Source organism: Streptomyces sp. NPDC102270 (genome assembly GCF_044766405.1).
In the GTDB taxonomy this organism is placed as follows: Bacteria; Actinomycetota; Actinomycetes; order Streptomycetales; family Streptomycetaceae; genus Streptomyces.
Genome location: NZ_JBIWLX010000008.1, coordinates 353,038 through 366,213, shown reverse-complemented (window position 1 = coordinate 366,213; position 13,176 = coordinate 353,038). Strand labels below are relative to the sequence as shown.

At 70.4% G+C, this 13,176-nt stretch carries 13 protein-coding genes; 6 read left to right on the top strand and 7 right to left on the bottom strand.

Annotated features, from left to right (window positions below):
* Positions 1-15: 15 nt before the first annotated feature.
* On the top strand, positions 16-525 hold the full coding sequence (locus ACIRP7_RS19075; protein WP_403660435.1) for a DUF3291 domain-containing protein: 510 nt from the start codon (positions 16-18) through the stop codon (positions 523-525).
* On the opposite strand, the gene ACIRP7_RS19070 is transcribed toward ACIRP7_RS19075, so the two are convergent.
* Both ACIRP7_RS19070 and ACIRP7_RS19065 read right to left on the bottom strand, forming a co-directional pair.
* Positions 522-1,352 (bottom strand): hypothetical protein, encoded by an 831-nt coding sequence (locus ACIRP7_RS19070; RefSeq protein WP_403660432.1) that lies wholly within the window; start codon positions 1,350-1,352, stop codon positions 522-524. The two genes, ACIRP7_RS19075 and ACIRP7_RS19070, sit on opposite strands and share 4 nt — an antisense overlap.
* Positions 1,353-1,361: 9 nt before the next feature.
* Positions 1,362-2,495 carry a ferritin-like domain-containing protein gene (locus tag ACIRP7_RS19065; protein WP_403660429.1) on the bottom strand — a complete coding sequence of 378 codons (1,134 nt, stop codon included), beginning with the start codon at positions 2,493-2,495 and terminating at the stop codon, positions 1,362-1,364.
* A gap of 90 nt (positions 2,496-2,585) precedes the next feature.
* Here ACIRP7_RS19065 and ACIRP7_RS19060 point away from each other — a divergent pair, with 90 nt between their 5' ends.
* From ACIRP7_RS19060 to ACIRP7_RS19045, 4 genes are all read left to right on the top strand, one after another.
* Entirely contained in the window at positions 2,586-3,524 is a 939-nt protein-coding gene (locus ACIRP7_RS19060) for a diiron oxygenase (RefSeq protein ID WP_403660426.1), read from the top strand.
* Between the two features lie 131 nt (positions 3,525-3,655).
* The gene (locus ACIRP7_RS19055; RefSeq protein ID WP_403660423.1) at positions 3,656-4,303 is read left to right on the top strand and encodes a TetR/AcrR family transcriptional regulator; all 648 of its coding nucleotides are present in this window, start codon (positions 3,656-3,658) and stop codon (positions 4,301-4,303) included.
* Between the two features lie 11 nt (positions 4,304-4,314).
* Positions 4,315-4,614: a hypothetical protein gene (locus tag ACIRP7_RS19050; protein WP_403660420.1), complete on the top strand. Its 300-nt coding sequence runs from the start codon at positions 4,315-4,317 to the stop codon at positions 4,612-4,614.
* Between the two features lie 101 nt (positions 4,615-4,715).
* Complete coding sequence (locus tag ACIRP7_RS19045; RefSeq protein ID WP_403660417.1) at positions 4,716-5,789, top strand: NlpC/P60 family protein; 1,074 nt, start codon at positions 4,716-4,718, stop codon at positions 5,787-5,789.
* Here ACIRP7_RS19045 and ACIRP7_RS19040 read toward each other — a convergent pair.
* Genes ACIRP7_RS19040 through ACIRP7_RS19020 form a run of 5 tightly spaced genes read right to left on the bottom strand, consistent with a single transcriptional unit; the run spans position 5,762 to position 11,307 of the window.
* Positions 5,762-7,015, bottom strand: a complete 1,254-nt coding sequence (locus tag ACIRP7_RS19040; protein ID WP_403660414.1) for a styrene monooxygenase/indole monooxygenase family protein — start codon at positions 7,013-7,015, stop codon at positions 5,762-5,764. The two genes, ACIRP7_RS19045 and ACIRP7_RS19040, sit on opposite strands and share 28 nt — an antisense overlap.
* A 15-nt stretch (positions 7,016-7,030) precedes the next feature.
* On the bottom strand, positions 7,031-7,687 hold the full coding sequence (locus ACIRP7_RS19035; protein WP_393600620.1) for an ATP/GTP-binding protein: 657 nt from the start codon (positions 7,685-7,687) through the stop codon (positions 7,031-7,033).
* The gene (locus ACIRP7_RS19030) at positions 7,668-8,081 is read right to left on the bottom strand and encodes a DUF742 domain-containing protein (protein WP_403660410.1); all 414 of its coding nucleotides are present in this window, start codon (positions 8,079-8,081) and stop codon (positions 7,668-7,670) included. The genes ACIRP7_RS19035 and ACIRP7_RS19030 overlap by 20 nt, the downstream gene beginning before the upstream one ends.
* Positions 8,078-8,581 (bottom strand): roadblock/LC7 domain-containing protein, encoded by a 504-nt coding sequence (locus ACIRP7_RS19025; protein WP_403660407.1) that lies wholly within the window; start codon positions 8,579-8,581, stop codon positions 8,078-8,080. The genes ACIRP7_RS19030 and ACIRP7_RS19025 overlap by 4 nt, the downstream gene beginning before the upstream one ends.
* Positions 8,578-11,307 (bottom strand): nitrate- and nitrite sensing domain-containing protein, encoded by a 2,730-nt coding sequence (locus ACIRP7_RS19020; protein WP_403660404.1) that lies wholly within the window; start codon positions 11,305-11,307, stop codon positions 8,578-8,580. The genes ACIRP7_RS19025 and ACIRP7_RS19020 overlap by 4 nt, the downstream gene beginning before the upstream one ends.
* 372 nt (positions 11,308-11,679) lie before the next feature.
* On the opposite strand from ACIRP7_RS19020, the gene ACIRP7_RS19015 reads away from it, so the two are divergent.
* Positions 11,680-12,468: a hypothetical protein gene (locus ACIRP7_RS19015; protein WP_403660401.1), complete on the top strand. Its 789-nt coding sequence runs from the start codon at positions 11,680-11,682 to the stop codon at positions 12,466-12,468.
* Positions 12,469-13,176 lie beyond the last annotated feature (708 nt).

The window sequence follows — 13,176 nt, the reverse complement described above, 5'->3', positions numbered from 1 at the left end:
CCTACCGTTCGGTCCATGATTGACGCCACCGCCCACCAACTCGCCCAGGTGAACATCGGCCGTCTCAAAGCCCCGCTGGACTCCGCACAGTTGAAGGACTTCGTCGACAACCTCGACCCCGTGAACGCCGACGCGGACGCCGCCGACGGCTTTGTCTGGCGACTGGAGGACGAGTCCGGCGACGCGACGGACATCGCCGTCTTCGGCGACAAGTGGCTGATCATCAACATGTCGGTGTGGCGGGACGCCGACGCGCTGACGACGTACATGTACCAGGGCCGGCACCGTGCGATGCTCGCCCGCCGCAGGGAGTTCTTCGAGCGGGTCCAGGAGGCGATGGTGGCCCTGTGGTGGGTCCCGGCCGGCCACCGCCCCACGGTCGCCGAGGCCGAGTCCCGGCTGCTGCACCTGCGCGCCAACGGCCCGACGCCGTACGCCTTCACGCTCCGGACGCCGCACCCGCCGCAGGGGGCGCAGCCGGTGACGGCCCTGGAGATCCCGGACGACCTGGGCTGCTCGGTCTAGACCGGCTTCCGCATCTCCGAGCGGATCCGGAGGGTGGTCGCGGCCAGCTTGTCGAGGTCCACGTCCGAGGGGTCGTCCGTGGTCGCGGTGTTCGTCACCTCGAACACCGATCCCGACGTGTTGGCATCGACCCAGCCACAGAGCGGGAGCGTCACCTTCACACCGCTGTCAGTCCGGGTGCTGACCTCGCAGGTGATCGTGATGCCGCCGGAACCGGCCGGGTGGAAGTCCTTCGGAGGCACGACGACTTCCGCGCCTTCTCCGTCCCCGCCGCCCTTCATCATGTCGTTCCGGCTCCACTCGGGGTCCTTGAACCGGCCGTACAGACCCATCACCACCAGGTCACCCTTCGCCTCGTCACCACCAGGGCTGTAATGCCCGTACGCGACACCCGCGAGTTTGACGTCCCAGCTACCGGCGGCCTGTTCCTTGAGCTTTCGGCCCTCGGAATCGGAGACGTCCCGAGTGAGTTCGTAGCGGTTGTCCACCAGCGTCTTGGGGAGCGAGAGCCGGTACTCGGCCTCCGGGAAGCCGACGTCGGCCAGCTTCGAGCCGTACATGGCGAACCCCACCACGCTCACGGCGACGAATCCACCGAGAATGCCGAACACGAGCCCGAGCCGCCGCTTCGGCGGGGGCGGCGGGGCCAGCGGGGGCACCCCCCAGCCGTAGCCGACGGGCTGCGGCTGCGGCTGTCCGTACGGGCCGGCGGCATAGGGGCCCTGAGGGGGCTGCTGGCCGTACGGGTTCTGGGGGCCGTACGGGTTCTGGGGGGCGTAGGGATGTGGCGCCCCGTAGGGAGACTGGGGCGGCGTAGGCGTGGACACGTCAGTACGTTACTCCATGTGAGCGGCCCCCTCCTCGATGGCTTCACTCACCTCCGCGACCCGCTCCCGCTCCTCCGCCACGAAGCGCTCCGCGTCCAGTTTCTCGGCGATCTCCTCGTCCTGGGCCATGAGGAGGTCGAGGTTGGAGTTGCCCATCTCGAAGACGCCCATGTCGACGTAGGCCTGCTGGAGGCGCTTGCCCCACAGGCCGATGTCCTTGACGCAGGGGACGATCCGGGAGAAGAGCAACCGGCGGAACAGGGCGAGGAATTCGGACCGTTCGGCGTACTCCTCGGCCTCCGCCTTCGGGATGCCGAAGTTCTCCAGGACCTCGACTCCGCGCAGGCGGTCGCGCATCAGGTAGCAGCCCTCGATGACGAACTCCTCGCGCTCGCGCAGTTCGGCGTCGGAGAGCTGCTTGTAGTAGTCGCGCAGGGCCATCCGGCCGAAGGCCACGTGCCGGGCCTCGTCCTGCATGACGTAGGCGAGGATCTGCTTGGGCAGGGGCTTGTCGGTGGTGTCGCGGATCATGCCGAAGGCGGCCAGCGCGAGGCCCTCGATGAGGACCTGCATGCCGAGGTAGGGCATGTCCCAACGCGAGTCGCTCAGCGTGTCGCCCAGCAGGGACCGGAGGCTGTCGTTGATCGGGTACAGCATCCCGATCTTCTCGTGGAGGAAACGGCCGTAGATCTCCGCGTGCCGCGCCTCGTCCATCACCTGGGTCGCCGAGTACAGCTTGGCGTCGAGGTCGGGCACGGACTCCACGATCCGCGCGGCGCACACCATCGCGCCCTGCTCACCGTGCAGGAACTGGCTGAACTGCCAGGAGGCGAGGTGCTTGCGGAGCTCTCCCTTGTCCTGGTCGGTGAACTTCGCCCAGTACTTGGTGCCGTAGACGGAGATGGCCTCGTCGGGGGTGCCGAGGGGGTCGTGGGGATCGACTTCGAGGTCCCAGTCGATGCGCTTCTGCCCGTCCCACTGCTTGTCCTTGCCCTTCTGGTAGAGGGCGAGGAGGCGGTCGCGGCCGGAGCCATTCTTTTGGCCAACAAACATGGCCTCCCAGCTGAACCGGGCCTTGCCCGTCGCCGGTACCTGCCAGTGGGGGTCCCCGGGGTCCGTGGTGTGCAGGTCGAAAGTCGGCATGTTCCGCAGGCTGCCCCTTCGTAGACGCCGGGTCAACAAGTCGTGCGCAAGGGATTGACGGCCTTGCTGACAGGCAGTCTCATAAGAGCCATGACGAGTCTGACAGAAGTCGACGCGCTCGAAGGGCTGCGCGACGCCCTCGGCCTGCTCAAGGACCGGGAGCAGGTCGCCGAGCGGCTGCTCGACTCCTCCGCGAAGCACTCCTTCGATCCGGACGAGGAACTGGACTGGGACGCGCCCTTCGAGGAGGGCCTGTGGTTCTGGCCGCCGGAACTGGTCTCGCTCTACGACACCCCGATGTGGAAGCGGATGAGCGAGGAGCAGCGGATCCTGCTCTCCCAGCACGAGGCCGCGGCGCTGGCCTCGCTGGGGATCTGGTTCGAGATCATCCTCATGCAGCTGCTGTGCCGTCATATCTACGACAAGGCGGCCACGAGCGCGCATGTGCGGTACGCGCTCACCGAGATCGAGGACGAGTGCCGGCACTCCAAGATGTTCGCGCGGCTGATCACCCGGGGCGGGACGCCCTGGTATCCGGTGAGCCGGGCCCATCAGCAGCTCGGGCGGCTGTTCAAGACGATCTCCACGACCCCGGGGTCCTTCACGGCGACGCTGCTCGGTGAGGAGATTCTCGACTGGATGCAGCGGCTGACGTTCCCGGACGAGCGGGTGCAGCCGCTGATCAGGGGCGTGACGCGGATCCATGTGGTGGAGGAGGCCCGGCATGTGCGCTACGCCCGGGAGGAGCTGCGGCGGCAGATGGTCTCCGCTCCCCGGTGGTCGCAGGAGTTCACGCGGGTCACGTCCGGGGAGTTCGCGCGGGTGTTCTCCGTGGCATTCGTGAATCCGGAGGTGTACACGAACGTCGGCCTGGACCAGCGGGAGGCTCTCGCGCAGGTGAAGGCGAGCGGGCATCGACGGGAGGTCATGCAGACCGGTGCGAAGAGGTTGACGGACTTCCTGGACGACATCGGGGTGCTGCGGGGTGTGGGGCGTCGGCTGTGGAGGTCGTCGGGGCTGCTGGCTTGACGGTCGGCTGCGGGCCGGGGCCCTGAAGAGGTGGGTACATGCGCATGTCTGACCGCACCCACCCAGGGGCGCGGGGAACTGCGTGCGACCAGCCACAACGGACTCGCAGACGGCCGACTACCCTTCGAGGCATGACCCCATCCGCTCCCGCTTACCGTCGGCTGAGTGTCGAGGAGCGCCGGAGCCAGCTTCTCGAAGCCGCCCTGACCCTCTTCGCGCACCGCGCCCCCGAGGAGGTCTCCCTCGACGACGTGGCCGAGGCGGCCGGAGTCTCCCGTCCCCTCGTCTACCGGTACTTCCCCGGCGGTAAGCAGCAGCTGTACGAGGCCGCGCTCCGGTCCGCCGCCGACGAACTGGAGCAGTGCTTCGACGAACCCCTGGACGGCCCCCTCCTCGTCCGCCTCTCCCGCGCCCTGGACCGCTACCTCGCCTTCGTCGACGAGCACGACGCCGGCTTCAGCGCCCTGCTGCAGGGCGGCAGTGTCGTCGAGACGTCCCGGACCACCGCCATCGTCGACGGCGTACGACGGGCCGCCGCCGAGCACATCCTCAGCCACCTCGGCGTCACCGAGCCCGGCCTGCGGCTGCGCATGACCGTGCGGATGTGGATCACCGCGGTGGAGGCGGCCTCCCTGATCTGGCTCGACGAGAACAAGCAGCCCCCCGTCGGGGAACTGCGCGACTGGCTGGTCGAGCAGTTCGTCGCCGTGCTCTCCGTGACCGCGAACCGTGATCCGCAGACCGCCGCGCTGGTCACGGCCCTCGCGATGGATGCCTGACACTGGTTGCCGTGAAGAGCGAAGACACCCCCTTCGAGGGCGGTCCCATGGACGGCCGGGTACTGCCCGTGCTGCTGGGGCCGACCGGTCATCCGCCGAAGACGTACCGCATCCCCGTCCCCGACGCGACCGGCGGCCCGGCCACCGTGCTGGTCTACCGCCGGGTGCCCAGGAGTCACAGCAGGCTGGGGATCCAGAAGGGGTGGAAGTACGCGTACGACCCGGAGGGGAAGGCGGACAACCGGCTGAAGTGGCCGTGGTCCAAGCCCGACAAACCCCAGCCCGACAAGCCGGCTGACACCGACGGGTGACGAGGTTGCGCCGAACCGCCCACCCGGCGCGCGAGGACGCCGACCCCGTCTGATGCTCACCGTGCGGAACAGAGGGGCTGCTCCGCACGGGAGGTGATGGCATGTCAGGAAGACTTCTGCGTCTGGTGTGTACGGCGGCGGTGGCGGCCGGCACCGCCCTCGCACCGGCGCCCGCGACGGCCGTACCGGAGCCGGAACCGCGTGAGCGTTCCGTCGCCGAGCTGCTGACGGACCTTCAGCGGCTGTACCGGGAGGCCGAGGAGGCCACCGAGTCCTACAACGCCACCGAGGAGAAGCTGAAGGAGAAACGCGCCGAGGTGAGCCGGCTGGACGCCGCGCTCTCCAAGGCCCGGCTGTCGCTGCACGACAGCCGGGGTGCCGCGGGGCGGCTGGCCCGCCAGCAGTACCAGAACAGCAGCACCGACCTCTCGGCGTACGTCCGCCTCCTGCTCGCCCGCGACCCCCAGCACGCTCTCGAACAGGGACATGTGGTCGGCCGGATGGCGCGGGACCGGGCCGGCACGGTGGGCCGTCTGACCGGCACCGAGCACCGCGCCGACGACCTGGCCCGCAAGGCGCGCAAGGCGCTCGACGACCAGCTCACGCTCGCCGACCGGCAGAAGAAGGAGCGGGACGACGTACGGGGCAAGCTCGCCGGCGTGGAGGATCTGCTCGCCTCCCTCACCGCCGAACAGCTCACCCGGCTTGCCGAGTTCGAGGAGAAGGGGGTTGAGGAGGCGCAGCGGGAGCTGACCACCTCCGGTGCCCTCGGCGACGACAACCGCGGGCCTACCCCGAAGGGCGAGAAGGCCCTGGAGTACGCCCGGCGCCAGCTCGGGAAGCCGTACGAATGGGGCGCCGAGGGCCCGAGGACGTACGACTGCTCGGGGCTGACCTCGCGGGCCTGGGCGCATGCCGGCACCCCGATCCCGAGGACCAGCCAGGAGCAGTGGGCCCGGCTGCCGAGGATCCCGCTGAAGGACCTGCGGCCGGGCGACCTCGTCCTCTACTTCCCCGGGGCCACGCATGTGGCGCTGTACGTGGGCCGCGGCGAGGTCATCGAGGCCCCGAGGACGGGCGAGAAGATCAAGGTGTCCCCGCTCGCGTCCCACCCGCTGCTCGGGGCCGTACGTCCGGACGGCGCCGGTCAGGCGCCCGCGACCGAGGCGAGGTAGACCTGTGTCTTCTCCGGCTCGTAGAAGAAGTTCTCGAAGTCGGCCGGGTCGTTGAAGGCGTTGGCGAAGCGGTCGGCGACCGGCTGCAGCTGTCCGGCCGCCCCGATCAGGTTCAGGACGTGCTCCGGCGGCGGCGCGAGCATCGCGTTCGTCCACTTGGTGACGTGCTGGGCGGTGGCCCAGTACCGCTCGAACGTCGCCCGCATCCACTCCTCGTCGAACTCCTTCTCGCCCCGGTCGAGGATCGACGCGAGATAGGCGGCCGCGCACTTGGACGCGGAGTTGGAGCCCTGCCCGGTGATCGGGTCGTTGGCGACGACGACGTCGGCCACGCCCAGGACCAGTCCCCCACCGGGCAGGCGGCCTATCGGATTGCGCACGGTGGGCGCGTAGCGGCCGGCCAGCGTGCCACCGGCGTCCGTGAGTTCGACGTTCGTGGCGCGCGCGTACTCCCAGGGCAGGAACGTCTCCATGAGTTCCAGGGTCAGGGAGAGGTGTTCCGCCGGGTCCTTCACGCCGTTGAAGACGTCGAGCGGGCCGCCGGGTATGCCCTCCCAGAAGAGGATGTCGGCGCGCCCTGAGGTGGTGAGAGTCGGCATGACGAACAGTTCACCGACACCGGGGACCAGGTTGCAGCGCACGGCCTCGGTGTCCGGGTGCTCGGGGCGCGGGCCCAGGCCGTGGACGTAGGAGACGGCGAGCGCGCGCTGCGGCTCGCGGTACGGGGAGCGCTCCGGGTCCCTCGCGAACATGGAGACCAGCTCGCCCTTGCCGGCCGAGACCAGCACGAGGTCGTACGTACGGGAGAAGTAGTCGAGGTCGCCGACGGCCGCGCCGTGGATGACGAGCTGGCCGCCGCGCTGGGCGAAGGTCTCCATCCAGCCGGCCATCTTCACGCGCTGGTCGACCGACTGCGCGTATCCGTCGAGCCTGCCCAGCCAGTCGATCGCGCGCTGCGAGGGTCCCGGGTCGAACGAGCCGGGAGCCGCCACCGAGACGCCGAGTCCTTCGATCTTCGGGGCCTGGGACTCCCAGAAGTTCAGCTGGAGATCGCGCTCGTGCTGGAGTGCCGTGTGGAACATGCACTGCGTCGACATGACCCGGCCGGAGCGGATCTCGTCCGCCGTCCGGTTGGACATCAGGGTGACCTCGTACCCGTGCGACTGGAGGCCGAGGGCGAGCTGGAGTCCGGACTGTCCGGCTCCGACGACGAGTATCTTCCGCATGCGGGTGCTGTTCTCCTACTCGGGGGTGACGTCCAGTGCGTGGCCGACCAGGGACAGGAGCGTCTCGATCACCGAGATCTTCCGCCGCGCGTCCATGATCATGACAGGTATGTGGGCGGGGATGGTCAACGCCTCCCGCACATCCTCCGGTTCGAAGCGATCACTGCCGTCGAAGTGGTTGACCGCGACGACGTAGGGCATCCCGCAGCCGTCGAAGTAGTCCAGTGCCGGAAAGCAGTCCTTCAACCGCCTGGTGTCGGCGAGGACCACCGCGCCGATCGCGCCACGCACCAGGTCGTCCCACATGAACCAGAACCGCTCCTGGCCCGGCGTGCCGAACAGGTACAGGACCAGGTCGTCGTCGAGCGTGATGCGGCCGTAGTCCATGGCCACGGTGGTGGTGACCTTCTCCGGGGTGCCGGTGAGGTCGTCGACCTGCTCGCTGGCCTCGGTCATCAGCGCCTCCGTCTGGAGGGGCTCGATCTCCGAGACGGTGCCGACGAGGGTGGTCTTGCCGACGCCGAAGCCGCCGGCCACGACTATCTTCGTGGCGATGGGGGCCCGGGTGCGGTCCGTCTGCCAGGACCTGAGGTTGTCGTCCGTCTCGACATCGACGAACGGGGTGACGCCGAACGCCTGGGAGGCGGCGGCGTCAGAGACGACGGAGTCCACTCAGCACCCTTTCCAGCAGAGCGCGGTCGGGACGGCCCGTACCGTGACCGGTCCCGGTGCCGTACACACGGATCTTTCCCTGGTCCGCGAGGTCGCTGAGAAGCACCCGGACCACGCCGAGCGGCATCCTCAGGAGCGCGGCGATCTCGGCCACCGTGCGCATCCGGCGGCACAGTTCGACGATGGCCCGCAGCTCCGGCATGACCGACCGCAGCCCGCCGTTGGTGAGCTCCTTGCGCTCCTCGGCGGCTTCGAGGGCAGCCGTGCTCGCCACGAACGTCTCCACCAGGAGGACGTGGCCGAAGCGGGTCCGGCCGCCGGTGAGCGAGTAGGGGCGCACCCGGGCGGCTTTGCGGTCACCGCCGCGGACCGGGAGCTCGGTCCTGTTCGTCATCGGGCGCTCCCTGCCGCGTCGTGCTCCAGCGACTGCCGTAGCTCGCTGCGGAGTTCGGGGGTCAGGACGTGTCCGGCGCGGCCGACGAACAGGGCCATGTGGTACGCCACGACGCTCATGTCGCAGTCCGCGGAGCCGTGCACACCGAGCAGCGAGCCGTCGCTGATCGACATCACGAACAGACTGCCCTCGTCCATCGCGATCATGGTGTGCTTCGTGGCGCCGAAGTCCATGAGCTTCGCGGCGCCGAGGGTGAGGCTGCCGATGCCGGAGACGATGGTCGCGAGGTCGGCGGAGGAGCCTCGCGGGCCGGAGGGTTTGCCGTCCCGGGCCTCGCGTGCCTCCGCGTTGCGCTCGGCGTCGGAGGAGAGCAGGAGCAGGCCGTCGGAGGAGACCACGGCGACGGACTGGACGCCGGGAACCTCCTCGACGAGGTTGGTCAGCAGGAAGTGGAGATTGCGGGCTTCACGACTCAGTCCGAAGGTACTGGGCGCGGTCAACTGCTTGCCTCCTCGGCTGTGCCCCCCGTGGCTTCTTCGGATGCGGTGCGTTGTGTGCGGTGTTCTGCGGTCGGCAGCTGGGTCTCGCCGGTCTGTTCCTTGATCTCCGCCGCCACGTCGCGGTGACCGGCTTCCGCCCCCCGGTGGAAGCCGCCGAGCCTGCGGCGGAGTGCGTCGGCGTCCACGGACGCGTTGCGCCGGCGCGGGGCCGGGGTGGTGGGTGCGGTGATCCTGGGGGTGCGCTTGGGAAGGCCCTTGTCGGTGACGGGCTCCTCGTCGGCGCGGGTGTGTTCGGTCTCGGCCTCACCGGCGGCCGCCGCGGGTTCCGGTGCCGACGGCTCGTCCGGTACGAGGTCCGGCTCTCCCTGCGCCGGTACCGGGGCCAGGAGTTCCATCGTCGTCTCGGCGGGCGACTCCGGCTTCGACTCCGGCTCCGTTTCCGCCTCTGCGTCGCGTACGGCGTTCTCGGCCAGCGCCACAAGGGGGTCGCCGCCCTCCGAACGGCCGCTGAGGACGTTGGAGTTGGCCTCCGCGTCCGCGCCGGGGAGGGAGAAGGAGTGGGTCGCGCCGGTGACCGGTCCGGTACCGGAGGCCGGTACGGCGGACGCGGGCGCGGCGGTGAGCAGCGGCTTGGGGAGGACCACCACCGCGGCCACACCCCCCTGCTTCTGCTCGCGCAGCTGCACGCGGACGCCGTGCCGGTGGGCGAGGCGGGCCACGACGTACAGGCCGAGGCCCAGACCCTCGTCGCCCTCGTCACGCGACTCGTAGGCGGCCTCGGGATCGAAGTCGGCGAGGCGGGAGTTGAGGGTGGTCATCCGCTCGGCGGTCATGCCGATGCCCTCGTCCTGCACGGAGAGCATGACCTCGCCGCTCTCCAGGAGCCAGCCGGAGACCTCGACGGGCAGGTCGGGCGGGGAGAACGAGGTCGCGTTCTCCATCAGTTCGGCCAGCAGGTGCGAGAGGTCGTCCGCGGCGAAGCCGGCCACGTGGGCGTGCGGCGGCAGGACGGCGATGCGGACGCGCTCGTAGCGCTCGATCTCGCTGACGGCGGCGCGGACCACGTCGACGAGCGGGACCGGCCCGGCGCTCTGCTGCACGTGTTCCGTGCCGGCCAGGACGAGGAGGTTCTCGCTGTGGCGGCGCATGACCGTGGCGAAGTGGTCGAGCTTGAAGAGGGTCGCCAGGCGCTCCGGGTCCTGCTCGCGCTCCTCCAGGCTCTCGATGACGGCCAGTTGCCGCTCGACAAGGCCGAGGGTGCGCAGCGCCAGGCTGACGAAGGTGGCGCCGATGGTGGTGCGCAGCCGCTCCAACTGGGCTGCGGACTCGGCGAGTTCCTCCTTCAGCTGCTCGCGGGCGTCCGCCATCTTCTGGCGCTGGCCGACCAGGTGCTTGCGGTCGGACTCCAGGGTGGCGATCCGCTCCGCGAGCGCGACGGCGTGCGCGTGCAGGGTGTTGACGGAGCGGACGACCTGGGCGAACTCGTCGTTGCGGCCGGTGAAGGAGACCGCTTCCTCGGTCGCGGGGTCCTCGGCCCCGGCGAGCCGGGCGGAGCCACGGCGCAGCACGGACAGGGGCCGGGTGAGGGTGCGGGCCATGGCGGTGGTGATACCGACGGCCAGCAGCATCAGGGCACCGAGGATCGCGACCCGCAATTCCAGCGCGGTGACGTCGTCGTCGCGCAGCTGTTCCAGCGCCTTGACCCGGCGGTTGAAGAGCGCGGACTCGGCGCCGCGCATGAGGTCGACGCGGGCGGACAGGGCGGCGTCGACCTTGCTGGTGCTCGTGCCGAGTTCGCCGTCGGTGAGGGTGGGCTGGTCGGTGAGGGCGGCGAGGTACTTGTCGGCCGAGTTGACCTCGGGGCCGGTGACCGTGGAGTCGTAGCTCGCCCTGGCGGCAGCGGGCGCGGACTCCCGGAAGTCGGCGAGGGCCGCGTCGGAGCGCAGCCGGGCCTGCTGGGCGGCGGCGCTGAGCGCGTCACGCTGCTTGGTGTCGGCGGCCGAGGAGACCTTCCTGGTGGTGGTCAGGCCGGTGATCGGGTCGTAGTCGCTCTCGGTCGAGGTCGGCACGCCGAGCGCCGCGAGCAGCAGTCCGCGGGTGGCGGCGGCCTGCTGTACGGCGGAGTCCAACTCGGCGAGGGAGTAGGTGCCGGAGCCGGCGCTGGCCGGCATCTTCTCGGCCAGTTCCTCGGCGAGGCGGTGCAGTTCGGTGATGGCGGCGGAGTAGGCGTTGTGCGTCTCGAGGGCGGTGGTCCTGCCGGTGAGCGCGGAGCGTCGCACGGCGGCGATCTCGTCGAGGTCGGCGCGCAGGGTCGGGGACAGGTCGCTGTCGGCGCGCAGTTCCTCGGCCTGGCGGTCGACGCGGGCGCTCGACTGCTCGCCGGGTGCCTTCGCCCTGGGCCGTCCGGCCGCGATGTAGGGGGTGACCTCATCGCGTTCGTCGGCGAGCGCGTGGGCGAGGTCGAGGGCGTCCTGGGTCTGCTCGGCGAGCGTCACCAGGTCCTGGGAGTCGTGGAGTTCCTCGGAGGCGGTGACGAGGGAGGGGGCGCCGGCCCCGGCGATCGCGGCGGCCACGACGGCGGCGGCGAGAATCAGCCGGGTGCGGACGTGGGTGGGGCGGCCCTTGCCGACAGGAGTCCCGGGGGCGCCCGGCGTGGCGGATGTGTGCTCCGCGCCGTTGCCGGAGGCCGTCTGCTTGCCTGTGCGACGAGGCCGCGTCTTCTGCACCGCTGCTCGCATTCCTGAACTCGTGATACCCATGGGCCCGGGGTGACGCTCCGTCAACTGGTGTGCACACCGGGGTACGGTTCCCGACCCTCCCAGCGCCGGTGGGCGGTGGTCGCCCATCGCCTGAGCCGCCACCCGAAGGAGTGAACCCCGGAGGGGAGTTGGCGGGCAAGTTCCCGCGGCACACGCACGAGCCCGGGGCGGCGGGCCGGTTGGACGCCGGCGAAGACCGATGGCAGGATTCGCCACCACGCGTGCCCGGGGGTAGCCATTCCATCTCAAACCTGGCGGCTGACCTGCGCGACTGCGTCAATCCCGGGATCGTTGCCAGGCTTTGGCGAAGCTTGTGAAGGGCTCGTGCAGACTGGCCGAATGCGTACGGAACTTGTCTCGGAACCCGGCGATGTCCAGCGGCCCAACGAGGACTTCGCGAGCGTCGCGCTCCCCGCGTCCGGACGGGGCGGCGTACTGGTGGCCCTCGACGGTGTCACGCCGCCCACCGGTCCGACCGGCTGTCTGCATTCCGTCCCCTGGTTCACGGCCCGGCTCGGCGGGGCGCTGACCGAACTGGCCGTTTCGCTCATGGATGTTCCGCCGGCCGAGGTGCTGTCCCGCGCCATCGCGCGCACAGCTGAGACACATGGTGAAGGTTGTGACCTTTCTCACCCGCGTACGCCGCAGGCGACGGTGGTGATGGCGCGGTGGTCCCCGGAGTCGGTCGAGTACCTGGTCCTGTCGGACTCGGCACTGCTGGTGGAGGCGTCGGACGGCAGGGTCACCGCGGTGCTGGACGACCGTCTCTCCCGTCTCCCCCGCGCTTCCCTGGCCACGGACGCGCTGATCGACGCCCACCTGCGCAACAAGGAGGGGGGCTTCTTCACGGCGGCGGCGGATCCGTCGGTGGCGGGGCGCGCGGTGACGGGGGTGCTGCCGCGGTCCTCGGTACGCACCCTGCTGGCGCTGACGGACGGGGCGGCCCGGTGGGTGGAGAAGTTCCACGAGGGCGGCTGGGCGGACTGCTTCACCTTCGTCCGGAAGGAGGGGGCACAGGCTCTGGTGGACCGCGTCCGGGAGCTTGAGCGGGCGGACGCGAAGCCCCGGACACACCTCGGCCGCAGCAAGACCCACGACGACGCGACGGTGGTGTACGCGGAATTGTGAGCCCGGTCCGCCCTGGGAGGTCGGGACGAACGTCCAATCCCGGCCACGTCGGTCCGTAGTGGCAGTACCGGTAACTCCGAACCCCGGGCGATCGGAGGCAGGGCCGCGGTTGCGTCCCGCCGATCCGTACGGAGAGCCCGGGCGCGTCGGCCCACACCGGCGGTCCCCGACCGGCCCGTGACCTGGCCACCCCGAGCCCTGGACAGGGTTGACGACACGGACACGACCGCGTCCCGCAGAGCAGTGGGCAACCCCAGCCACGTCGGCCCACACCGGCCGTCACCGACCGGCCCGTCAGCGGGTCACCCCGAACCCTGGACAGGGTTGACGACACGGACACGACCGCGCCCCGCAGAGCGGTGGGCAACCCCAGCCACGTCGGCCCACACCGGCCGTCACCGACCGGCCCGTCAGCGGGTCACCCCGAACGCTGGACGGGGTTGACGGCACGGACACGACCGCGTCCCGCAGAGCGGTGGGCAACCCCAGCCGCGTCGGCCCACACCGGCCGTCACCGACCGGCCCGTCAGCGGGTCACCCCGAACCCTGGACAGGGTTGACGACACGGACACGACCGCGTCCCGCAGAGCGGTGGGCAACCCCAGCCACGTCGGCCCACACCGGCCGTCACCGACCGGCCCGTCAGCGGGTCACCCCGAACCCTGGACAGGGTTGACGACACGGACACGACCGCGTCCCGCAGAGCCG